The sequence below is a fragment of the Pseudomonas putida genome (genome assembly GCF_028682175.1).
GTDB classification, from domain to species: Bacteria; Pseudomonadota; Gammaproteobacteria; order Pseudomonadales; family Pseudomonadaceae; genus Aquipseudomonas; species Aquipseudomonas putida_AD.
Genome location: NZ_JANHKS010000011.1, coordinates 29,829 through 50,704, shown reverse-complemented (window position 1 = coordinate 50,704; position 20,876 = coordinate 29,829). Strand labels below are relative to the sequence as shown.

Annotated in this window: 20 protein-coding genes; all 20 read right to left on the bottom strand. The window is 61.1% G+C overall.

Annotated features, from left to right (window positions below; genetic code table 11):
• Positions 1–5 precede the first annotated feature (5 nt).
• The 20 genes from NPS29_RS10265 to NPS29_RS10170 all read right to left on the bottom strand — a co-directional run bounded on the left by NPS29_RS10265 (position 6) and on the right by NPS29_RS10170 (position 20,472).
• Entirely contained in the window at positions 6–1,718 is a 1,713-nt protein-coding gene (locus NPS29_RS10265; protein WP_274132379.1) for an ATP-binding SpoIIE family protein phosphatase, read from the bottom strand.
• Complete coding sequence (locus NPS29_RS10260) at positions 1,718–2,020, bottom strand: STAS domain-containing protein (RefSeq protein ID WP_274132378.1); 303 nt, start codon at positions 2,018–2,020, stop codon at positions 1,718–1,720. The genes NPS29_RS10265 and NPS29_RS10260 overlap by 1 nt, the downstream gene beginning before the upstream one ends.
• Before the next feature lie 401 nt (positions 2,021–2,421).
• Positions 2,422–2,871: a flagellar export protein FliJ gene (gene fliJ, locus NPS29_RS10255; RefSeq protein WP_274132377.1), complete on the bottom strand. Its 450-nt coding sequence runs from the start codon at positions 2,869–2,871 to the stop codon at positions 2,422–2,424.
• A 6-nt stretch (positions 2,872–2,877) separates the two neighbouring features.
• The gene (gene fliI / locus NPS29_RS10250; RefSeq protein WP_274132376.1) at positions 2,878–4,236 is read right to left on the bottom strand and encodes a flagellar protein export ATPase FliI; all 1,359 of its coding nucleotides are present in this window, start codon (positions 4,234–4,236) and stop codon (positions 2,878–2,880) included.
• Positions 4,226–5,041 carry a flagellar assembly protein FliH gene (gene fliH, locus NPS29_RS10245; protein WP_274132375.1) on the bottom strand — a complete coding sequence of 272 codons (816 nt, stop codon included), beginning with the start codon at positions 5,039–5,041 and terminating at the stop codon, positions 4,226–4,228. Before fliH ends, fliI begins: the two co-directional genes overlap by 11 nt.
• A 15-nt stretch (positions 5,042–5,056) precedes the next feature.
• Positions 5,057–6,073, bottom strand: coding sequence for a flagellar motor switch protein FliG (gene fliG / locus NPS29_RS10240; protein WP_274132374.1), 1,017 nt, complete (start codon positions 6,071–6,073; stop codon positions 5,057–5,059).
• A complete protein-coding gene (gene fliF, locus NPS29_RS10235; RefSeq protein ID WP_274132373.1) occupies positions 6,066–7,841 on the bottom strand; it encodes a flagellar basal-body MS-ring/collar protein FliF in 1,776 nt (591 codons plus the stop codon). The genes fliG and fliF overlap by 8 nt, the downstream gene beginning before the upstream one ends.
• 14 nt (positions 7,842–7,855) lie before the next feature.
• Positions 7,856–8,185: a flagellar hook-basal body complex protein FliE gene (fliE, locus tag NPS29_RS10230; RefSeq protein ID WP_274132372.1), complete on the bottom strand. Its 330-nt coding sequence runs from the start codon at positions 8,183–8,185 to the stop codon at positions 7,856–7,858.
• A 245-nt stretch (positions 8,186–8,430) separates the two neighbouring features.
• On the bottom strand, positions 8,431–9,858 hold the full coding sequence (locus NPS29_RS10225) for a sigma-54-dependent transcriptional regulator (RefSeq protein WP_274132371.1): 1,428 nt from the start codon (positions 9,856–9,858) through the stop codon (positions 8,431–8,433).
• On the bottom strand, positions 9,855–11,096 hold the full coding sequence (locus NPS29_RS10220) for a sensor histidine kinase (protein ID WP_425312484.1): 1,242 nt from the start codon (positions 11,094–11,096) through the stop codon (positions 9,855–9,857). Before NPS29_RS10220 ends, NPS29_RS10225 begins: the two co-directional genes overlap by 4 nt.
• A gap of 122 nt (positions 11,097–11,218) precedes the next feature.
• The gene (fleQ, locus tag NPS29_RS10215; protein WP_274132370.1) at positions 11,219–12,694 is read right to left on the bottom strand and encodes a transcriptional regulator FleQ; all 1,476 of its coding nucleotides are present in this window, start codon (positions 12,692–12,694) and stop codon (positions 11,219–11,221) included.
• Positions 12,695–12,864: 170 nt separating this feature from the next.
• Positions 12,865–13,161 carry a flagellar protein FliT gene (gene fliT, locus NPS29_RS10210; protein WP_274132369.1) on the bottom strand — a complete coding sequence of 99 codons (297 nt, stop codon included), beginning with the start codon at positions 13,159–13,161 and terminating at the stop codon, positions 12,865–12,867.
• A gap of 12 nt (positions 13,162–13,173) precedes the next feature.
• Positions 13,174–13,569: a flagellar export chaperone FliS gene (gene fliS, locus NPS29_RS10205; protein ID WP_274132368.1), complete on the bottom strand. Its 396-nt coding sequence runs from the start codon at positions 13,567–13,569 to the stop codon at positions 13,174–13,176.
• Between the two features lie 121 nt (positions 13,570–13,690).
• Complete coding sequence (fliD, locus tag NPS29_RS10200) at positions 13,691–15,115, bottom strand: flagellar filament capping protein FliD (RefSeq protein ID WP_274132367.1); 1,425 nt, start codon at positions 15,113–15,115, stop codon at positions 13,691–13,693.
• A 77-nt stretch (positions 15,116–15,192) separates the two neighbouring features.
• Positions 15,193–15,576, bottom strand: coding sequence for a flagellar protein FlaG (locus tag NPS29_RS10195; protein WP_274132366.1), 384 nt, complete (start codon positions 15,574–15,576; stop codon positions 15,193–15,195).
• 72 nt (positions 15,577–15,648) lie between these two features.
• Complete coding sequence (locus tag NPS29_RS10190; RefSeq protein WP_274132365.1) at positions 15,649–16,497, bottom strand: flagellin domain-containing protein; 849 nt, start codon at positions 16,495–16,497, stop codon at positions 15,649–15,651.
• Between the two features lie 282 nt (positions 16,498–16,779).
• Positions 16,780–17,631, bottom strand: a complete 852-nt coding sequence (locus NPS29_RS10185) for a flagellin domain-containing protein (protein WP_274132364.1) — start codon at positions 17,629–17,631, stop codon at positions 16,780–16,782.
• Positions 17,632–17,919: 288 nt separating this feature from the next.
• Positions 17,920–18,168: a hypothetical protein gene (locus tag NPS29_RS10180; RefSeq protein ID WP_274132363.1), complete on the bottom strand. Its 249-nt coding sequence runs from the start codon at positions 18,166–18,168 to the stop codon at positions 17,920–17,922.
• Positions 18,165–19,460, bottom strand: a complete 1,296-nt coding sequence (locus NPS29_RS10175; RefSeq protein WP_274132362.1) for a motility associated factor glycosyltransferase family protein — start codon at positions 19,458–19,460, stop codon at positions 18,165–18,167. The genes NPS29_RS10180 and NPS29_RS10175 overlap by 4 nt, the downstream gene beginning before the upstream one ends.
• Before the next feature lie 79 nt (positions 19,461–19,539).
• Complete coding sequence (locus tag NPS29_RS10170) at positions 19,540–20,472, bottom strand: ketoacyl-ACP synthase III (protein ID WP_274132361.1); 933 nt, start codon at positions 20,470–20,472, stop codon at positions 19,540–19,542.
• Between the last annotated feature and the right edge of the window lie 404 nt (positions 20,473–20,876).

Here is a 20,876-nt window from a genome sequence, read left to right as displayed (position 1 = left end):
CCGGATTATGCCAGACCCTCCCAAGCGAACTCTACACGGGCAGTGCGCCCGTCCGGGGACCAATGGCACTCATTACTCAATTGCCGGACCAGGTTGAGCCCGCGCCCGGACAACTGGTTGACCGCAGGGGGCAACGCCAGCACCCTCTCGACGTCGAAACCATTGCCGCTGTCGTGAACTTCGACGATCAGCCGCCCACCCTGCCCGACCGGAATTATCTGGAAACTAAATCGTATGAACCCGCCTTCCATGTTCTCCAGACGCTCGGCGCGCAACTGGTAGTAAAGGGCAAAACCCTCGGCATCGCGCTTGAGTGCCGAATCCAGCCCCAGCACCCCGTGCTCCAGGGCGTTGCTGTACAGCTCGGACATCACGGTATAGAGCTCGCTGCTCTGCAGGCGCAGGCCATGCACTTCCTGGAGCAGTTGCAACAGGTAGGGCAGCGGGTTGAAGCGCTTGAGGGTCGAGGCACGGAATTCGAAGCTGGCGGCCCAGTCCAGCGGGCTCGAATCGCCGCTGTCGGTGTAGATCACCGACGGCGTGCCCAGAAGCTCGGGCTCGTTGAAGCCCACTTCCAGCATGCTCACATCGTCACGGACTTGACCGCGAAACCGCGCGAGCGCCCATTGCACTTCTTCCATGAGCGAGGCCGGGTTGCGGTTGGTGACGAAAACGTTCTGCAACCGCCGCGAGCCAAACATCTCGCCATTTTCGTCGGTGCTGTCCACCACGCCGTCAGACAGCAGGAACACCCGGTCGCCGGGGGCAAAGGGGTAGACCTGGGTATTGTCATCGAAGCTGCCGGCACCCAGCACGCCCAGCGGCAGGTGCGCCGACACCAGCGGCGTGTGGGGTCGCCCGTCGGCATGCAGCAGGTAGCCATCAGGCAGGCCGCCGTTCCAGACTTCCACCAGTTGCTGCTTGAAGTTGACGCACACCAGCGCCGCGCAGCAGAACATGTCCACCGGCAGGATGCGCTTGAGCTTGGCGTTCATCTCGCGCAGGGTTTCTGGGAGGCCGTAGCCCTTGGCCGTCATGCCGTAGAACACTTCGGCCAGCGGCATTGCCCCGACGGCGGCCGGCAGGCCGTGCCCTGTGAAGTCCCCAAGCAGCACATGCATGTTGCCCGACGGCGCCCACGCCGCCAGCAGCAGGTCGCCGTTGAACAGCGCGTAAGGCGACTGCAGATAACGAATGTTGGGGGCGTTGAGGCAGCCCGAGTGAGCGATCTGGTCGAACACCGCCTTGGCCACGCGCTGCTCGTTGAGCAAGTATTTATGGTGGCGGGCGATCATGTCGCGCTGCTGCAGGACGGTTTCCTGCAACAGGCGCAGGCGGTTCATCGCGTTGATCTTGGCGGCCAGCACGATGGGGTTGTAGGGCTTGGTGATGAAGTCATCGCCGCCGGCATCCAGGCAGCGCGCCAGGCCCTCGCCTTCGCTCATGGAGGTGAGGAAGATGATCGGCACCAGCGCTTCGCCGGCCAGTTCCTTGATCCGGCGGGCCGCCTCGAAGCCGTCCATGACCGGCATCAGGGCGTCCATCAGGACCAGTTGCGGGCGCCTGCGCTCGAACAGTCCGACGGCTTCTTCGCCATCGCAGGCGCTCTGGACCTCATGCCCCAGGCGGCTGATGATCGCCGAGAGCAGCATGCGGTCGCTGGCGTTGTCGTCGGCGATGAGTATCGTCAGGCGCTCGGGTGGCGCAGAACCCGCCATTAGCCGATGTTGAAGAGTTTGGAGAAGTTGGAAATGGCGAGGATTTTGATGACGTCGGCGCTGCAGTTTTCCAACCGTACATCGGCGCGTTCGCCGCCGGCGTGATCGCGCAGCAGCAGGAGCATGCCCAGCGCCGAGCTGTCGAGGTAGTTGGTTTCCTTCAGATCGACTACGTAATGCTTGGCGTCGGTTTCTCGCTCGTACGCACCGCGAAAATCCTGGTGCGTGGAAAAATCGAACCGTCCTTTGATCTTGATGGTCAGCTTCTGCTTGTCAGGAGAGCGCTCGGAAGTAACTGACATTGGCAAATCCCTTATATGAAACGGCGTCAGACGGATGAAGTTTTAGCACCCCTTGTGCGGCGCGGCAAATGGAAGATTCCTACAGTCATGATGGAAGTGATCTGACTGGGGTGGAGTTGGGTGGTTTGATTGCTCGCCTGACGTCGCGCACCACCGGCCGGGCATGCGGTGTCTGTGCCTGTAGGAGCGCGCTTGCCCGCGATGGCGCTCTCGAAATCGCCCCGCCGGCAAGCCGTGCTGCTACGGGACTGGGGATCATAGAACTGTGGGAGCGGGCTTGCCCGCGAAGGGGGCGGACCATACGACATTGAAGGGTCCGATATGACGCTTTCGCGGGCAAGCCCGCTCCCACAGGGATTCATCGCTGACGCGCCACGCATCACAGCCGACATCTGAAGCGGCTAGAACGGCTGCTGCCGGGGGAGGCGCTGGGAGAGTTCGTCGAGGAGTTTTTGCTCGCGTTTGTCTTCCGCGGCGCGGGCTTCGTCGATGTAGCGTTGCACCAGTTTGCGCAGGCCTTCGACGCGGGCGTATGCCTTTTGCCACTCGCCGCGGGCTTTGTTGAGGTTGTTCTGGTGCCAGGTCAGGCTCTGGCGTTGCTGGCTGACGGCCGTTTCCAGCTGATTGAGAAAGCGCTGGTAGTTCATCAGCCACTGGCCAGACACGCCCACCGAGCCTTTGTCGATCCATTGCTGCTGGTAATCGGCGCGGAATTTTTCGAGCTCGCCGAGTTTGTTCTCGGCCAGCCGGACCTGGCCCTGAAAATGCCCCAAACGCTGGGCGGCGGTCTTTTCGGCGCTTTCGGCCATGTCCACCACGGGCGCCAGGCGCGATGCGCGGGTCTGGGCCATGGGTTATCAGCCAGCCGCCTGAGGATTGAAGATGCGCGCCAACTGCGCCTCGCTGCTTTGCATGCTCTCGTTGTCGTGCAAGCCCTGACGCAGGTATTGCACCAGTTGCGGTTGCAGGTTGATCGCAAGGTCTGTCTCGCGGTCGCCGCCGGCCACATAGGCGCCCACGCTGATGAGGTCGCGGCTCTGTTGATAGCGCGACCACAGCTGTTTGAAGTACTGCGCCTGGGTCATGTGCTGCGCATCGACCACCGACGGCATGACCCGGCTGATGGACGCTTCGATGTCGATGGCCGGGTAATGCCCCTCCTCGGCCAGCCGCCTGGACAGCACGATGTGACCGTCCAGCACACCCCGCGCCGAGTCGGCAATCGGGTCCTGCTGGTCGTCGCCTTCGGACAGTACGGTGTAGAACGCGGTGATCGACCCGCCGCCTTTCTCCGCATTGCCCGCGCGCTCCACCAGCTTGGGCAGCTTGGCGAACACCGAGGGCGGATAGCCCTTGGTCGCGGGCGGCTCGCCGATGGCCAGGGCGATTTCCCGCTGGGCCTGGGCGAAACGGGTCAGCGAATCCATCAGCAACAGGACGTTCTTGCCCTTGTCGCGGAAATATTCTGCGATGCGCGTGCAATACATGGCAGCGCGCAGACGCATCAGCGGCGCGTCGTCGGCTGGGGACGCCACCACCACCGAACGCTTGAGGCCCTCTTCGCCAAGAATGTGCTCGATGAACTCCTTCACCTCGCGACCCCGTTCGCCGATCAGCCCGACCACGATGATGTCGGCCTCGGTGAAGCGGGTCATCATGCCCAGCAGCACGGACTTACCCACACCGGTACCGGCGAACAGGCCCAGACGCTGGCCGCGACCTACCGTCAACAAACCGTTGATGCAACGAATGCCCACATCCAGCGGCTGGCTGATGGGGTCGCGCTTGAGCGGGTTGATGGTCGGGCCGTCCAGCGGCACCCAGTCTTCGGCCTTCATGCCGCCCTTGCCGTCCAGCGGACGACCGGCGCCATCGAGGACGCGACCGAGCATGGTCATGCCCATGGGCAAACGACCGGTATCAGGCAGAGGCACCACGCGCGCACCCGGCGCAATACCGGCCACGCTGCCGACCGGCATCAGGAACACCTTGCCGCCGGCGAAGCCCATGACTTCCGCTTCGACTTCAACCGGGTGATGGCTGTCGTCGTTGATGACCACACAACGGCTGCCCATGGCGGCGCGCAGGCCCTCGGCTTCGAGGGTCAGGCCGACCATGCGCAGCAGGCGCCCTTCCACCACCGGCTGTACCGGCAAGGTAATGGCATCGGCGTAGGTGCTCAGGCGCTTGCCGAAGCTGGTGCGCTCAAGACGCATCGGAGGCGTCCGACTGTTTCTGCAGGGCGCTTTCGGCGCTCTTGATCGCGGCGTCCAGATCGACACTCACGTCCGGGACGGCCGGGTGCAGCGCCTGTTCGTGAAGCTGGTCGAACATCTTGGCGATCGCCACGCTCAGGCGCGTCTCAACGCTGGCATCGATGCGGCTGTGTTCGGTTTCCACGCGGCAACCGCCGGGTTGCAGGGTGTCGTCTTCAAGGATGCGCCAGTTTTCTTCATGGCGATCACGCAGGGCCTTCACCTGGTCGAAATCCTGGGAATTGATCAGGATCCGCACGTTGGTAGCGCCCATCGGCAGCATGCGCAGGGCATCCTGCAATACTTTGCCGATCTGGCTAGAATCGGTTTTCAGCTCGCGCTGGATCACCTGGCGGGCGACGTGCTCGACCAGGGTCACCATGGCCTTCTCGATGTGCGCGTCCTGATCGGCGATAGGCTCGAACAGATGGCTCATCAGGGTCTCCAGGCTTTGCAGCTTGGCGGCCAGGGCGATGTCCGCCTCCTGGCGAACCTTGAGCTGGGTACTGTGGAAGCCTTCCTTCTCGCCGATGGCAAAGCCCTCGTTGTAGGCGTCCTGACGGATGCTCTCCAACTCTTCGAGGGTCATGGGCTGGACTTCTTCCAGCGGCACTTCTTCGCTTTCGGCAGGTTCGGGCTCGGGCGCAGGTTCCGGCTCGGGTTCTTCGACATGGGGATCGAAGCTGGGCAAGGCCCAGACATCGAATCCACTGAGGTCCTTGGCGCGGATGAGCTCGCTAGGCGTTTCTTTATCGGAGCTGAACATCGACTGCACCTGCTGTTAAATCATTTCCTCGCCACCTTTGCCGCCGAGAACGATCTCCCCGGCCTCCGCCATACGACGGGCAATGGTGAGGATCTCTTTCTGTGCAGTTTCCACGTCGCTGACGCGAACCGGGCCCTTGGCTTCCAGGTCGTCGCGCAGCAATTCGGCGGCACGCTTGGACATGTTCTTGAAAATCTTTTCCTTGATGGCGTCGTCCGAACCCTTGAGGGCCAGCACCAGCACATCGGAAGACACTTCGCGCAACAAGGCCTGGATGCCACGATCGTCGACATCGGCCAGGTTGTTGAAGACGAACATGAGGTCTTCGATCTGGGTCGAGAGGTCTTCGTCCACTTCGCGGATCGAATCCATGAGCTGGCCTTCGACCGAACTGTCGAGGAAGTTCATGATGTCCGCAGCACGCTTGATCCCGCCCAGGGTGGTACGCGAGGTGTTGGCGTTGCCGGAGAACTGCTTCTCGAGAATCTGGTTCAATTCCTTGAGCGCCGCAGGCTGCACGGTGTTCAACGACGAGACGCGCAGGATGATGTCCAGGCGCACCTTGTGGTCGAAATGGCCCAGCACTTCACCGGCCTGGTCGGCATCCAGATAAGCGACGACGATGGCCTGGATCTGCGGGTGCTCGTAACGAATGACGTCGGCGACCGCGCGCGGTTCCATCCACTTCAGGCTGTCCAGACCGCTGGTGTTGCCACCCAGCAGGATGCGGTCGATCAGACCGTTGGCCTTGTCCTCGCCCAGCGCCTGGGTGAGCATCTTGCGGATGTAGCCGTCCGAGCCTATGCCGACGCCGGTCTGGTCACCGACCAGATCGACGAACTCGCCCATCACCTGCTCGACCTGCTCGCGGTGCACACTGCGCATCTGCGCCATGGCCACGCCCACACGCTGGACCTCCTTGGGCCCCATGTGACGCAGAACCTGCGCGGCGTCCGTCTCACCCAGGGTGAGCAGCAGGATCGCGGCCTTGTCAACGCGGGTCAATTTGACCGCTGCACGAGTCTCACTCATCTGTGTTGATCCACTCTTTTACGACCTGAGCCACACGGGCCGGGTCTTCGGCCACCAGGCTCTTGATTGCGTTGAGCTGCGCGTCATAACCCTCGGTAGGGCTAGGCAGCAGGATGCTTTGCGGACCGCCAAGGCTCACGCGGTCATTGGCCAGCTCGCCGTCCAGGCCGACCATGCCGCCCAGTTCCACGTCACCGTCGGCATGCTTGCCTTTCGGATTGGTGATGTTGTTGAGCACCGGACGCAGCACGCCGAACACCAGCACCAGGATGAAGATCACGCCCATCGCCTGTTTGACGATGTCCCAGAACCACGGCTGCTGATAGAAGGCAATGTCCGGGATCACTTCGCCACGCTCGGTGGAGAACGGCACGTTGATCACGCTGACGCTGTCGCCACGGGCGGCATCGAAGCCCACCGCGTCCTGCACCAGGCGAGTGAAGCGCGCCAACTGGTCGGCGGTCCACGGCACGGTGGTGGTTTCACCATTGGCCGGGTTGACCTTGACCTGATCGTCCACCACTACCGCAACCGACAGGCGATTGATCTTGCCCTGCTGCTGCTTGGTGTGGCTGATGGAACGGTCCAGCTCGAAGTTCTTGGTCGACTGGTTACGCTTGTCCGACGGGTACGGCGCGAGCATTGGCTGGCCGGTGGCCGGGTCCATGATCTGCTGACCGTTAGCGTCCAGCAGTGGCTGGCCAGGGGCAATCGGGCCTGCGGCACCGGCTGCACCACCACCGGTGGTCTGCGGCGCGGTGGCCGGGCCAGGTGGCTGGTTGCTCAGGGCACCGGGCACGCCTTGCGGACCGCTGCTGCTGGAGCGTTGTTCGTTGGTGGTCTGCTCGCTGCGCAGTGCAGGCTGATCGGGGTTGAAGCTTTCGGCAGTGGACTCCACGGCGCTGAAGTCAACGTCGGCCGACACTTCCGCCTTGTAGCGATCATTGCCCAGCACCGGTTGCAGGATGTTCTGCACACGCTGGGTCAGCATGCCTTCCATGCGACGGGTGTAGTCGAATTGCTTGCCGGCCATGGTCAGTTCGGAATTTTCCGCCTGATCGGACAGCAGGTTGCCTTTCTGGTCGACCACGGTGACCTGGGACTTGGTCAGCTCGGGAACGCTGGTCGCCACCAGATTGACGATCGCGGCCACCTGCCCGGGCTCCAGGGTGCGGCCGGCGTACATCTCGACCAGCACCGAGGCGGTAGGTTTGCGATCGTCACGCACGAACACCGAACTCTTCGGGATCGCCAGGTGCACGCGGGCGGCCTTGATGTTGTTCAGGGCAGAAATGGTACGCGCAAGCTCGCCTTCCAGGCCGCGACGATAACGGGTCGCTTCCATGAACTGGCTGGTGCCCAGGCCCTGGTCCTTGTCGAGGATCTCGAAGCCGACGTTGCCGTCGTTCTGCGCGATGCCGGCACCGGCCAGCTTGATGCGGGCACGGGACAGGTCTTCGGACTTGACCAGCAAGGCGCCGGAGTTGGGCTCGACGGTGTACGGGATGTCAGCCTGGGCCAGGGTATCCATCACCTGCTTGGTGTCCATGCCCGACAGGCTGCCATACAGCGGCTTGTAGTCCGGCTGTTGCGACCAGAGCACGACGGCAAAACCAATCGCCACGCTGGCCGCCAGACCGACCATGAGGCCAACCTGCCGCAGCATGGTCATCTCGGAAAGATTTTGCAGGAACGCCAGGCCGAACATCGGCTTGCTTCCTGTCGCACCCGCTTTTGCGGGCACGTTATCGGCGACGGCTTCAGCCATGACTTAAATCGTCCTCAAACCGGCATTTGCATGATGTCTTGGTACGCCTGGACAAGCTTGTTGCGTACCTGGGTCAGCGCCTGGAACGACACGCTGGCTTTCTGCGAGGAAATCATCACGTCGGTGAGATCCACGCCGCTCTTGCCCATCTCGAAGGCGGTGGCCAGCTGGTTGGAGGCCTGCTGCGTGTCATTGACCTTGTTCACGGCCATGCCGAGCATGTCGGAAAAGCTGGTCGCACCCGCCTGCTGCGGGGCATCGATGGCCTTAGGCTTGGCCATTGCGTCCATCTGCATGGAACGCATGTCCAACATCAAGCGATTAAATTCAACACCCTGGCTCATGGACTTCTCTCTTAAAAGGGCCGCAAATTTTTGACACCGATTCAGCGGTTACCCATGTAGTAGCAACAACAATGCCAGACCGATAGAGGCACTGTGCCAGCTTTTCATGAAAGTATTTGGGTGGTTACCGAATAGACAAACCTGTGGGAGCGGGCTTGCCCGCGAAGGCGCAGCGTCAGGCGAAACGCGCGGCCCGACACACCCCATTCGCGGGCAAGCCCGCTCCCACAGGCTCATTGCAAAGCTCAAGAAGCGAACAGATACCCTTCGACATCCATTCCCGCATCACGCATCTGCGCCAGCTTGTAGCGCAAGGTACGCGGGCTGATACCCAGGCGTTCGGCGGCTTCCTTGCGGCGGCCGCGCTCGGCGCGCAGGGTGTCGATGATCATCTGGAACTCCCGGCGGCGCAGATCTTCCCCCAGCGCACCGGCCATTTCACCGCCCGCCGCTTCCGGCGACGATTCCATGACACCCGGCGTTGTCGGCAGCGTCGGCAAAACCTGAAGGGCCGGCGCTGCGAGTGGCGCCGACGCAAAGCTCACGGGACCGGCCAGGCAGAAGTCCTCGGCCTGGATCACCCCGCCCTGCTGCAGAATCAGCGCCCGCTGCACGGCGTTGTCCAGTTCGCGCACGTTGCCTGGCCAGCTGTACCCGACCAGACACTTTTGCGCTTCGGGCGACAGGCTCACCGGGGCGTGCTTCATTTTATTGACGTGCTTGGCCAGCAGACGCTCGGCCAGCGGCAGAATGTCGGCAGGACGCTGACGCAACGACTGCCAGGCCAGCGGAAACACCGACAGACGATAGAACAGGTCTTCGCGGAAACGCCCCGCCGCCACTTCCCCCGCCAGGTCGCGGTTGGTGGTGGCCAGCACGCGAATGTCCAGCTCGATGGGCTTGCGCGCACCGACCCGCTCAACTTCGCGCTCCTGCAACACCCGCAGCAGCTTGGCCTGCAGGCCCATGGGCATTTCGGAAATCTCGTCGAGGAGAATGGTGCCACCATCGGCCTGTTCGAACTTGCCCGGCTGGGCGGCGATGGCGCCGGTAAAGGAGCCCTTCTCGTGGCCGAACAGGGTGGCTTCGAGCATGTTGTCCGGGATTGCCGCGCAGTTGATGGCAATGAACGGCTTGCCTGCCCGCGGTGACTGCTGGTGAATGAAGCGCGCCAGCACTTCCTTGCCGGTTCCCGACTCGCCGGAAATCAGCACGGTGGAATCACTTTTGGCAACCCGGCTTGCCAGGTTGAGCAACTGGACGCTGGCAGGCTCTACCGCAATCGGCCCCTCGCCATCGGCAGGCCCCAGGCGCCCCAGCGCATGCCGGGCAACCAGCGCCAGCAGCGCCTTGGGCTCGAATGGCTTGACCAGGTAGTCGGCAGCGCCCTGCCGCATCGCGTCCACGGCCCGATCCACCGAGCCATGAGCGGTCATCAACAGCACCGGCAACTGCGGATAGCGGCTGCGCAACTGGCTGAGCAACTGATGGCCGTCCATGCCCGGCATGTTGACGTCACTGACCACCAGGTTGAACGAGGCTTGCCCTGCTGCCAGCAATGCTTCCTCGGCTGAGCCGACGGCCTGGTAATCGTGGCCGGCCAGCGCCAGGGTTTCGCCCAGGGCCTCGCGCAGAGAATGGTCGTCCTCGACCAGCAACACCTTGATCGTCATGATGGGTTCTCCACTCCAGCCACTCCACCGCCGGTGCCTGGAACCAGCGGCAAGGAAACGATGGCACAGGTGCCCCGCCCCGGACGCGAGCGAAATTGCACCTGCCCCTGATGTGCCCGGGCGACCGCCGTGACCACCGCCAGCCCCAGGCCCGTGCCCGTGGTCTTGGTGGTAAAGAAGGGTTCGCCGATACGCGCCAGCGCGGCGGCGTCGATGCCGCTGCCATTGTCACTGATGCACAGCCGCAGCGTCGCGCCGCGACTGTAGGCATGAACCTTGATACGCGATGCCCCGGCACTGGCCTGCACCGCGTTTTCGATCAGATTGAGCAACGCTCCCACCAGCGTGTCGCGGTTGCACAGCAACTCGCCGTCGAGGCTGTCGCACTGCCAGCGAACCGCCGCATCGCGCACATGGGTCTGGGCCGCCGACTCCAGCGCGCCGACCAGACCCGCGGGGCTCACGCGGTCGGTCAGGGGCAACTCGCCACGGGCGAACACCAGCATGTCGCGCACCTGGTGCTCCAGTTCATGCAGGCGCTCTTTCAAGCGGCCGGCAAAGCGCTGCTGGGTTTCGGTATTCAGTGCCTGCTCGGTCAGGTGGCTGGCGTAGATCATGGCCGCCGACAATGGCGTACGAATCTGATGGGCCAGCGAGGCGACCATGCGCCCCAGCGACGACAGGCGCTCGTGGCGCGCCAGCTGGCTTTGCAGATGACGGGTTTCAGTCAGGTCGTTGAGCAACACCAACTGGCCGGGCTCGGCGTCCAGGGAGCGGGTGGCAATCGACAGGCGACGGCCGTCCTTCAGCGAAATTTCATGACCGTCGTCTTCGCGAGGCGCGAAACAACGTGCGATGACGTGGCGCCAGAGCATGCCGATCAGCGGCTCACCCAACAGGTCCAGCGCAGCGGGGTTGGCCTCGCGCACCATGCCGTGGGCGTCGATGACGATCACGCCACCTGGCAGCAGGTCCAGCAGGTTCTGCAAACGATTGGCCAGGCGCTCTTTTTCCGCCAGTTCCTGCATGCGCTGGGCACTGACCACCGCCAGCTCACCCTTGAGCTCGGTGACCCGCGCTTCCAGCAGGCTGTAGGAATCCGTCAATTGCGCCGACATCTGGTTAAACAGGGCGAATGCCTGCTCCAATCCTTGTCGACTTTCCAATTCCGGGGACGGCTGCACTTGCAAACCCGCTGTCGTGGCAGGTTTGGAAGACATCGGAGCGGCCTGGGACATAAATGATCTCTCGCGTGGCGAACCGTCAGTTAAACGGTATGTTGCAAGAGACTTAGCAATCCTCGTGCCGAAAAAAAACCGCTGAAAAATCAGCGGTTTATTTTTGACGCGTCAATCGGGTGTCAGTCGTCGCCCTGATCATCGCCCTCGCGACGGCTCATGCCGTACTTGCGCATCTTCTCCACCAGCGTGGTACGACGGATACGCAAGCGTTCGGCTGCCCGTGCGACGATCCCGTTGGCATCGTCCAGCGCCTGCTGGATCAGGCCCTGCTCCAGACCACCGAGGTAGTCCTTAAGGTCCAGGCCTTCGGGCGGCAACATGGCGCTGTTGGCGAAGTTGGGCGTGTGGCCGTTGATGGCGACGCGCTCTTCCAGGTCGCTGCGCAGGCTGTCGACCAGTTGCTCGTCTTCGTCGTCGACGTAGCGGAATTTCTTCGGCAGTTCAGCGACACCGATCACCCCGTACGGGTGCATGATCGCCATGCGCTCCACCAGGTTGGCCAGCTCGCGAACGTTGCCCGGCCAGCCGTGACGGCACAGCGACATGATCGCCGCCGAATTGAACCGGATAGAGCCGCGCTTCTCGTGCTCCATGCGCGAGATCAGCTCGTTCATCAGCAGCGGGATGTCTTCCACGCGCTCACGCAACGGCGCCATCTCGATCGGGAACACGTTCAGGCGGTAGTACAGGTCTTCACGGAAACCGCCGGTCTCGATCATGTCTTCGAGATTCTTGTGGGTGGCCGCGATGATCCGCACATCGACGCTCTGGGTCTTGTTGCTGCCCACGCGCTCGAAGGTGCGCTCCTGCAATACGCGCAGCAGCTTGACCTGCATCGGCAACGGCATGTCACCGATTTCATCGAGAAACAGCGTGCCACCGTTGGCCAGCTCGAAACGCCCTGCCCGGCTGGTGATCGCACCGGTGAAGGCGCCCTTCTCGTGGCCGAACAGTTCGCTTTCCAGAAGCTCGGCCGGGATCGCGCCGCAGTTGACCGGCACGAAGGGCGCATCACGCCGCTTGGAATGGTAATGGAGGTTGCGCGCGACCACTTCCTTGCCCGTGCCCGACTCGCCCAGGATCAGCACGCTGGCGTCGGTGTCGGCCACCTGCTGCATCATCTGGCGCACGTGCTGGATGGCACGGCTGGTGCCGACCAGGCTGCGGAACAGGTTGGGTTCGCGCTGGCGACCGCGCTCGCGGGCCTGATCGTACATCTCGCGATAGACCTGGGCACGGTGCAGGGAATCCAGCAGCTTGCTGTAGCTGGGGGGCATTTCGACGGTGGACAACACGCGCCGACGCAAGTCCTCGGCCAGGTCGACCGAAGAATTTTCGCCCATCAGCAGGACAGGAAGGAACTCATCCCACGCAGCGATGGTCTTAAGCAGCCCCTGGAGACTGCCCGGGGCGTTCACGGTGCCAACCAGCACGCAAAGGACTTCCCGAGTGGACGCCAGAGCGCCTACCACTTGCTGCCAGTCAGTGCTGGAGCAGGACAGGTTCTCATCGCCGAGGAAATTCAGAATGACCGCCATGTCACGGCGGCGCTGGCTATCGTCATCGATTAGCAGAATCTTGATTTCACGCCACATGCAATAGCAACTTCCCTAGTCAACTCGATGCCCGCTCAGGGGCAAGCTTGGCTCTGTATGGGGTGCGATCAACGCCACACAAACCAGAAATTAGTGAACATCACTAGTTAAGTCAAAAAACCGTACACAGTCAATTTTATGGCGCACAATTTTTTCGATCAACCTAAGCGTCAACCAAACAGATGGTATACCTTTGCGGCGCTTTTCGCTCGCTGGATCTGTGACATTTCATCGACAATTGCCTGACGCTCTTCCACCGCAACGTCTATCAACTGGCGGTACACACCCAGCAGCTCCTCCAGATTGCTGCGCAACTGCGGCTCATCGTCGTTGGCCTCGCGGATGACCTCGTCAACGCAGGCACGGCAGGCCAGATCGAGCTTGCCGATGGCCTCCCAGTCACGTTCGGCCAGGGCACCGACCAGAGCTTCGCGGGTTTCTTCGATTCGCTTGAGTGCAGCACTCATGGTGATTTCCTCTTACAGGACAGGTGGCTGATCGCCAATGGCGTCCCAACCTTCCTTCACGGTAGTCAACAATCCGCTGACTTCATCGAGAATTTTCGGGTCAGTCTTGATATTGGCTTCGGCCAGACGCTTCATCATGTAGACGTACAGGTTGTCGACATGCGCCAGTTGTTCGGCCTGCTTCTCCATGTCGAGCCCTTCGCGAAGGCCGCCGACGATCTCGATGGCCTTGCCGATCAGCACGCCCTTGGAGGGAATGTCCTTGCGCTCGATGGCACCCTTGGCCTGGGCGATGCGGTCAAGACCCGCTTCCATCAGCATCTGCACTAGACGGTGCGGTGTCGCGACGGCGGTCTGCGCGTGTGAATTGACCTTCTGATACTGCCGAAGGGCTGCCATCCGGTTCATGTACTTACCTCACACCACTTGAAGTTTCTATATTCAGGATATCGACGAGGCCTTGAGAAACTTTAGGCCCAGATGCCAAAAACCCGGCACTTTGGCCGGGTCCTGGTTTATCAGTCAAGCATCAGCTGGATTTCTGCGCATTCAACGAATCGAAGAACGAAGTAATGCTGGAAGCCGAGGCCTTCAACTGCCCCACCACCAGGTCCATCGCGTTGTATTTGGCGGTCAGCGTCGCGGTCAGGTTGGTCACGCGCAAGTCCAGAGCCGCCTGCTGATCCTGCAGATCGTTCTGCTGGGTGTTCAGGCTGCTCTTGCGGGTGTCGAACATGCCGCCAGTCTGGGTGTAGGGCGTCAGCGCGGCGTTCATGCGTGCGACCAGGCCGTTGCTGTCGGTGGTGCCGCTGAACAGCTGCTGCACGTCACCGGCCAGGCCCTTGTCCATCGCCGCCTTGAACTGCGTGTCATTGAGCGACAGCGTACCGTCGGTCTGCGAAGTGGTGATACCCAACTGCGCCAGCACCGACAGGTCACCAGCGGCACCGGTGGTCACCAGTTCGTTGCGCATGGCGGTCAGGATCGAACGCGGCATCGAGTCGCCGGTCAGCGCAGCCGGGGTCACGGTGGCGCCGGTGGTTGGATCGGGCGTGGAACTGATCGTCGCCTTGGTCACGCTGGACACGGCGGCAACCACTGCGTTGTAGGCAGTGATGAAGGTTTGCAGCGAGGTTTTCAGGCCGTCGGTGTTGGTCGCGACGTTGACGGTGGAAGTGCCTTTGGCCACCAGGGTCATGGTCACGCCACCCAGGGTCGAATCCAGGGTGTTGCTCTTGCTGGTCACCGGCAGACCGTTGATGGTCAGCGACGCGTCCACGGCCTGAGCGCCGATGTAACCGGCCGAGCTTCCCGAGGTCGAATCGAGCTTGGTGTTGGCATTGATCGTGAAGCCTGCGATATCACTGGTGGTGGTGATATCAGAGCCGGCACCGGTGGTGGTCGAACCCAGCACCAGACGCGAACCGTTGGCGTCGGTGATGATGTTCGCACTGATCTTGGTGCTGTCGGTATCGGCGTTGATCTGCTTGACCACCGAAGCCAGGGTGGCGCCGGCAGGAATGGGGTAGCTGGTGGAAATGCCATTTTGAGTGATGGTCAGGTTACCACTCGGAATGGCACTGGCAGTGCCGCCGGAAAAGGCAGCGGTGGCGACGCTGGAACTGGTCGCGATATTGCCGACTTCAACGGTGTAGTTGCCTGGCACCGCATTGTTGTCGGAGGTGACGGTCAGCTTGGTTTCGTCGGACGACTTGGCCGCATAGCCGTTGAATGACGGGTTCTTCGCGTCAGAGAGGCCTTTGAGGGCTGTCTGAAATGCAGACACCGCCGACTGCAGGGTACCGATCCCGGACAGTTTGGTGGTGACCAGCTTGGTCTGCGTGGTGATCTGCGTCTGCTTGGCCAGCTTGTCGGAAGCGACCAGGGCATTGACGATATCGCCAATTGCCAGGCCCGATCCGAGGCCGGTGGATGGAGTGATTGGACTAGCCATGTGTGTCTCCCTTCAGTTTGAGTCGGTCTTTTGACTAAGTCACCGTTCAAAAGTACCGCGTTCACGTTTCATGCCACTTACACTTTTGCGTCGAACAACAAGCTGTGAGCGTTCTGCAGGCTGTCGGCGATCTTCAGCGCCTCTGCAGAGGGCAATTGCCGCACGACTTCGCCGGTTTCACTGGCAATCACTTTAACGACGACCTTGCCCGAAGCCTCATCTATCGAGAACTCCAGATTGCGGCGCACCGACTGAACGAACTTTTCGATTTCCTGGACTGCGGCTTTCAATGCGTCGGGATCACTTTCGGAATGCGAGTCTTTACTTGTTTGCGCGTCGGCCTTGGCGGTGTCAGGCACCGGGGTGACGGCTTTTTGAGGGGTGACAGCAGGCTTGTCCGCGACCGCAGGCAGGGGTTGTACAGCAGCGTAAGACTGATTGAGCTTGGCGGTCATGTCCATGTCTACTACCTCTCAACGTAAAAAGGCGGAAGAGTACGCAAGCACACTCCTCCGCCAAAACTCATTCCGATATTACTGAAGCAGTTTCAGTACAGCGGATGGCAGTTGGTTAGCCTGGGCCAGAACAGCGGTGGAAGCCTGTTGCAGAGTCTGCTGCTTGGTCAGGTTAGCGGTTTCAGCTGCGAAGTCGGTGTCTTGTACACGGCCTTGTGCAGCAGTGGTGTTTTCCACGATGTTCTGCAGGTTGGAGATGGTGCTGGTCAGACGGTTTTGCGCAGCACCCAGGTCAGCACGGGTTGCACCGATGTTGGCGATTGCCAGGTCGATGGCAGTGATGGCCTTGTCGATGTTGCCGCTGAAGTTGGCGCTGGTACCGGAAATCGAGATGGTACCGCTGCCAGCCGACAGGGATGCGGAGTCAAACTTGCTGCTCAGCACGATGTCGATGTGGTTGGCGGAGCCAGTGTCAGCACCGACTTGCAGGGTCATGGTGCCAGCCGAGCCGTCCAGCAGGTTCTTGCCGTTCAGGTTGGTCGAACCTGCGGTACGGTCCAGTTCCGATTGCATCTGCACGAATTCTTTTTGCAGAGCGTCACGGTCAGCCGAGCTGTTGGTACCGTTACGGGCCTGAACAGCCAGTTCACGCATACGTTGCAGAATGTTGGTCGATTCTTGCAGAGCGCCTTCAGCGGTCTGAGCGATCGAGATACCGTCGTTGGCGTTCTTGATAGCTACAGTCTGACCACGGATTTGCGAAGTTTCGCGAGTGGCGATCTGCAGGCCAGCGGCGTCGTCTTTTGCGCTGTTGATTTTCAGGCCCGAGGACAGACGGGTCATGGAAGTCGACAGAGCGTCAGAAGCGCGGCTCAGGTTTTTCTGAACGGCCAGGGAAGTGGTGTTGGTAGCAACGGTTAAAGCCATGATGAATTCCTCGTTGGTTGGGTGCTGCGGCTATCCGGCCCTGGCAACCGCCGGGTGTGGCCTAGAGAACCTTCGTAATGTTTATCGTCGTATCTGCAAGGAGCTTTAGGGGCTTTTGAAAATTTTTTGCCACCAGAGCGCCACCCCTGCTTTTTTGACGGGGGTTACACAGCGTTTCGGCGCAACCCTGGAAAGCTTTAATCACGCAAGCAACGCGTTGATTTCTCGGGCCTTGAAGCCGCGCACGGCGTGCGTCGTGCGCGGATCCTGCTTTTGAGATGGTTACTGGAGCAGCTTGAGGACAGCCGACGGCAGTTGGTTGGCCTGGGCCAGGATGGCGGTCGAGGCTTGTTGCAGGGTTTGTTGTTTGGTGAGTTCGGCGGTTTCGGCGGCGAAGTCGACGTCCTGAATCCGGCCGCGGGCCGCTTCAGTGTTCTCCCGCATGCTTTGAAGGTTGGCCACCGTTGCCGACAACCTATTCTGCGCCGCGCCCAATCCGGCTCGCGTGGACGTCACCAATGAGATCGCTGCGTTGATCGCCGACATGGCGGTATCGACATTGGTGTGGGCGTCAGCGATGGTCGCCCCTGACAGTGCCAGCGTTGCCGAATCGACACCCAACGAAACAGCATCGAACTTGTCGCTCAATACCAGGGTAATGCGATCTGCCGCTGTGGTCTCCGTGCCAATTTGCAGTTCCATTGCACCCGCAGTGCCGTCCAGAAGTGCCTTGCCATTAAGTTTGGTGCTCTCGGAGATTCGCGTCAGTTCTGCACTCATCGTCACGAATTCATCATTCAACGCCTTGCGCTGCACCGAACCGTTATGGTCATCGCGGGCTTGAATCGCCAACTCTTTCATCCGGATAAGGATAGTAGCGGTCTGATCAAGTGCCCCCTCCGCCGCCTGCGCCATGGACACACCATTGTTGGCATTTCGCAATGCCACCACCTGGCCCCGGACTTCGTTGGTCATCATGGTTGCAAGCTGCAACCCTGCGGCATCGTCCTTTGCGCTGTTGATCCGCAGCCCTGAAGACAGACGGCTCATCGAGACGCTCAGCGCATCGCTGGCGCGGTTGAGCTTGGTCTGAACAGAAAGCGACGCAATATTGGTATTTACAGTCAAAGCCATTTTGAATTCCCTCGTTGATAGAAACGGCAGGTTTTCAAAAAGCGGGGAAGTCCATTTCGCCCGGAAAACCTACAGTTTCGTTATCGACGACAGGCTTAAGGGCTTTAGTTGATTTCTATAATCTGGAACTGTGCCACCACGACACATGTCGGATAATAACTGCCCTAACTCACTCATATTCATTGATTAAAATAAAGCTAAAAAAAACGGCCCGATCGGGCCGCTGATTATCAAGAAGTAAAACTAATTTGTAGTACTTTTCTTTAACTGTTGCGGATGCAGAAAACTTCAACTCCGGCACAAGGCTACGAACTCGGCCTCCAACCAGTCTGCCACCCCGATCCAGTCTTGCCGCTCCTGGCACTGCAATATCGCGCCCAGTACCTGAGTCCACTCTGCCTGTTGGCCGGATGAGGCGAAGGGCATCGCCGCATCGATCACATCCACCATTTTCAACGCCCCTTCGATATCCCGCCCCAGCCGGAACAGGTGCGCGCAGTGGACGGCGTCTTCGATGATTTGGGTCCGGGAGGTCATGGCGCGGTCCAGTCTGGGTCGAATTCGGTGCCGGCGATCAGTGCGCCGTCACGGCTGGTGTTGAGGAATTTCACCTCGGGATGGAGTGTGATGTAGCGCTCGAGCTCGATCAGGTAGCTGCGGAAATTGAGCTGGGTCTTGACCTTGTTGCCGCGCCCGTCACGGACCCAGTGTTTGGCGATGCTCATTTCGGGGCCCAGTTCGCCGTCCTGCCAGCCGGTGTGGGTCCTGTCGCCGGGAAAGGCGAAGTCGGCGCCGAACAGGGTGATGCGGGCGGCGCCCATCTTCACCGCCAGGTCGATGGCCGGATGGATGACGCTCCCGGCGGCGAGCAATTGCGCCTTGGGGATGTCCTGGCGAATGGCGGTGTACATGGGGCTCGCCGAGTAACCGACGTAGCGCGGGCCCTGCCAGGCGCTGAGCAGCTCGGCGTCGAGCCGCGGCAAGTAGACCAGCGCGACGTTTGCGCTGGCTTCGGGGGGCAAATGACGCTGGGTGATGTTGTGATCGATACTGACCACCAGATCCGGCCGGATGCCGTGGCGGCTCAGGGGGACCAGCGCCGTGTCAACGCATATCAATAGCGGCCGCTCGGTCGAATCGCTGATGAGTTTCAGCCGTGGCAAATGCTGTTGCAGGCTTGGCCCGGTGGCGATCACGAAGACGTCGCGTCCGGGCGCAGTGCCAAACAGTTCGCCCACATCGGTGTCGCTGCGCAGCAGTGCCCTGCCCTGCTCCAGCCGCGCGATGTTGTCGGGGTGGTCGGCTGCGAACTCGCGGTTGTTGAAGCTCAGGTGGATCTCGCTCACCAATCGGTCCCGGATCCGGGCGCTGCTGTCTTCGGCCAGCACCAGCTCGGCGGGGAGCGCGAAGAACGGCAATTGAATTTCCGCGTGCCCGTTGGCATAGGCCAGGCTCACACGGGGATCTGTGAGCCAGTCATCCTGTTCCAGCAGGCGCAACACCAGGGCGAAGATCGCGCCGTTGAGGATGTGCAGGTGGAGGTTTTGCAGCGTGGAGGACGCCAGCAGGACGCGCTGCAGATCCCCAAGCCCTGTGCCATACACATGGATCTCGGCGCTGTCGGCGGGCAGGCTCGCCGCCTGCAACCGCGCCTCGGCGACCCGGTCATGACGGCTGGTGAGCTGAATGCCGGCGATGTTCAGGGTCGAGCCCTGGCCTTCGAGCAGTTGCGCGGGCACTGCATCGGCGTCTTCAGCCGACAACCGCTGAGCGAGCTGGGGCCAGCGCTGTTCGATGATCGCGAAGTTGCGCTGGAAAATCTCGCTCATGCGCGCGGTCCTTGGCAAACGATGGAAATAAAAAAACGGCGACCTGAAATTCAGTGTCGCCGTTTTGACTGACTCAGGGTCAAGGACGATAAATGATCGCCGAGCCCCAGGACAACCCTACACCGAAGCCTGAAATGGCCACGCGCTTCCAACTGGCGTTGAGCAGGTGCTTTTCCAGCAGCAGCGGAATGCTCGACGACACGGTGTTGCCGGTCTCGAGCATGTCCTTGACGAATTTTTCCGGGTGGCTGCCGTCTTCGAAGCGGCGGGCCACGGCGTCAACGATGGCGGCACTGCCCTGGTGAATGCAGAATGCGTCGATCTCGGACGATTGCAGGCCCGAATCGGTGAGCAGTTCGTTCAGGTGCGCAGGCACCTTGACCAGGGCGAAGTTGAACACCTGCCGACCGTTCATGTAGAACGCGCCGTTGGTGGTCTTGAGGAATTCGGCGCCAGAGCCATCGGTGCCGAACTTGGACTTGCCCAACTGCCATGGCGCGTTTTCGCCCATCCAGGTGGCCGTGGCGGCGTCGCCGAAGAGCATGGTGGTGTTGCGATCTTCGGGGTCGACGATCTTCGAATACGGATCGGCGGTAATCAGCAAGCCGTTTTTCAGGCCTGCGGCTTCCATGAAACCCTTGAGCGCGTAGATGCCGTAGACGTAACCCGAGCATCCCAGGGAGATGTCGAACGCGGCGACGTGGGTCGGCAGGCCCAGTTTGTGCTGAACGATGGCTGCGGTGTGCGGCAGCCCTTCTTCATCACCGTTCTGGGTGACGACGATGACCACGTCGATGGCGTCGCGGGAAAGTTCGGGGTTGTTGGCGAACAGCTGGTTGGCGGCTTCGACGCACAGATCGGAGGTTTCCTGTGTGTCGTCCTTGCGAGGCAGAAAAGCAGAACCGATCTTGCCAAGGATGAAGTCTTCATCCTTCCCGAATTTGGCACCCTGAGCGTAATTGTCAACGCCGGCTGCTGGCACGTAACTCGCTATGCTTTTAATGCCAATCATCATGGCTTCCCAATCAAAAACTGCTGAACATCACCCGCAGCCCTGGGGGCGGGGCATTGAAATCCGGGGCTTGAGGCCGAAAAAATGGCAAATGCGAAGGCGCCGGGCTGTCCGGAATGTCTGTGGAATCAGCCTGATGCTTCCATTACCTGCAAGCACGATACAGTGAAGATGCCCGTTATGACTCACAGGTCACCAAAAGTTTTACAAGCTTTTAGCTGACCGGTCGGTGCTGTGCAAGGGTGGCGTGTGTTTCGGACAGTCAATTGACATGAAAGGGTCATGAGGGTGTGCGTGTCAGGCGCGGGGTTTTGCCGGTCCTGAACGCCCCCGATCCCGTAGCAGCACGGCTTGCCGGCGGGGGCGTTATTGAGTCCGCCTTGCCATCAGGTCATAAACCCGCT

Excerpts from the sequence above, each read along its gene's own strand:
- NPS29_RS10265 (WP_274132379.1), bottom strand. The coding sequence starts at position 1,718 with ATGGCGGGTTCTGCGCCACCCGAGCGCCTGACGATACTCATCGCCGAC.
- NPS29_RS10260 (WP_274132378.1), bottom strand. The coding sequence starts at position 2,020 with ATGTCAGTTACTTCCGAGCGCTCTCCTGACAAGCAGAAGCTGACCATC.
- fliJ (WP_274132377.1), bottom strand. The coding sequence starts at position 2,871 with ATGGCCCAGACCCGCGCATCGCGCCTGGCGCCCGTGGTGGACATGGCC.
- fliI (WP_274132376.1), bottom strand. The coding sequence starts at position 4,236 with ATGCGTCTTGAGCGCACCAGCTTCGGCAAGCGCCTGAGCACCTACGCC.
- fliH (WP_274132375.1), bottom strand. The coding sequence starts at position 5,041 with ATGTTCAGCTCCGATAAAGAAACGCCTAGCGAGCTCATCCGCGCCAAG.
- fliG (WP_274132374.1), bottom strand. The coding sequence starts at position 6,073 with ATGAGTGAGACTCGTGCAGCGGTCAAATTGACCCGCGTTGACAAGGCC.
- fliF (WP_274132373.1), bottom strand. The coding sequence starts at position 7,841 with ATGGCTGAAGCCGTCGCCGATAACGTGCCCGCAAAAGCGGGTGCGACA.
- fliE (WP_274132372.1), bottom strand. The coding sequence starts at position 8,185 with ATGAGCCAGGGTGTTGAATTTAATCGCTTGATGTTGGACATGCGTTCC.
- NPS29_RS10225 (WP_274132371.1), bottom strand. The coding sequence starts at position 9,858 with ATGACGATCAAGGTGTTGCTGGTCGAGGACGACCATTCTCTGCGCGAG.
- NPS29_RS10220 (WP_425312484.1), bottom strand. The coding sequence starts at position 11,096 with ATGTCCCAGGCCGCTCCGATGTCTTCCAAACCTGCCACGACAGCGGGT.
- fleQ (WP_274132370.1), bottom strand. The coding sequence starts at position 12,694 with ATGTGGCGTGAAATCAAGATTCTGCTAATCGATGACGATAGCCAGCGC.
- fliT (WP_274132369.1), bottom strand. The coding sequence starts at position 13,161 with ATGAGTGCTGCACTCAAGCGAATCGAAGAAACCCGCGAAGCTCTGGTC.
- fliS (WP_274132368.1), bottom strand. The coding sequence starts at position 13,569 with ATGAACCGGATGGCAGCCCTTCGGCAGTATCAGAAGGTCAATTCACAC.
- fliD (WP_274132367.1), bottom strand. The coding sequence starts at position 15,115 with ATGGCTAGTCCAATCACTCCATCCACCGGCCTCGGATCGGGCCTGGCA.
- NPS29_RS10195 (WP_274132366.1), bottom strand. The coding sequence starts at position 15,576 with ATGGACATGACCGCCAAGCTCAATCAGTCTTACGCTGCTGTACAACCC.
- NPS29_RS10190 (WP_274132365.1), bottom strand. The coding sequence starts at position 16,497 with ATGGCTTTAACCGTTGCTACCAACACCACTTCCCTGGCCGTTCAGAAA.
- NPS29_RS10185 (WP_274132364.1), bottom strand. The coding sequence starts at position 17,631 with ATGGCTTTGACTGTAAATACCAATATTGCGTCGCTTTCTGTTCAGACC.
- NPS29_RS10180 (WP_274132363.1), bottom strand. The coding sequence starts at position 18,168 with ATGACCTCCCGGACCCAAATCATCGAAGACGCCGTCCACTGCGCGCAC.
- NPS29_RS10175 (WP_274132362.1), bottom strand. The coding sequence starts at position 19,460 with ATGAGCGAGATTTTCCAGCGCAACTTCGCGATCATCGAACAGCGCTGG.
- NPS29_RS10170 (WP_274132361.1), bottom strand. The coding sequence starts at position 20,472 with ATGATTGGCATTAAAAGCATAGCGAGTTACGTGCCAGCAGCCGGCGTT.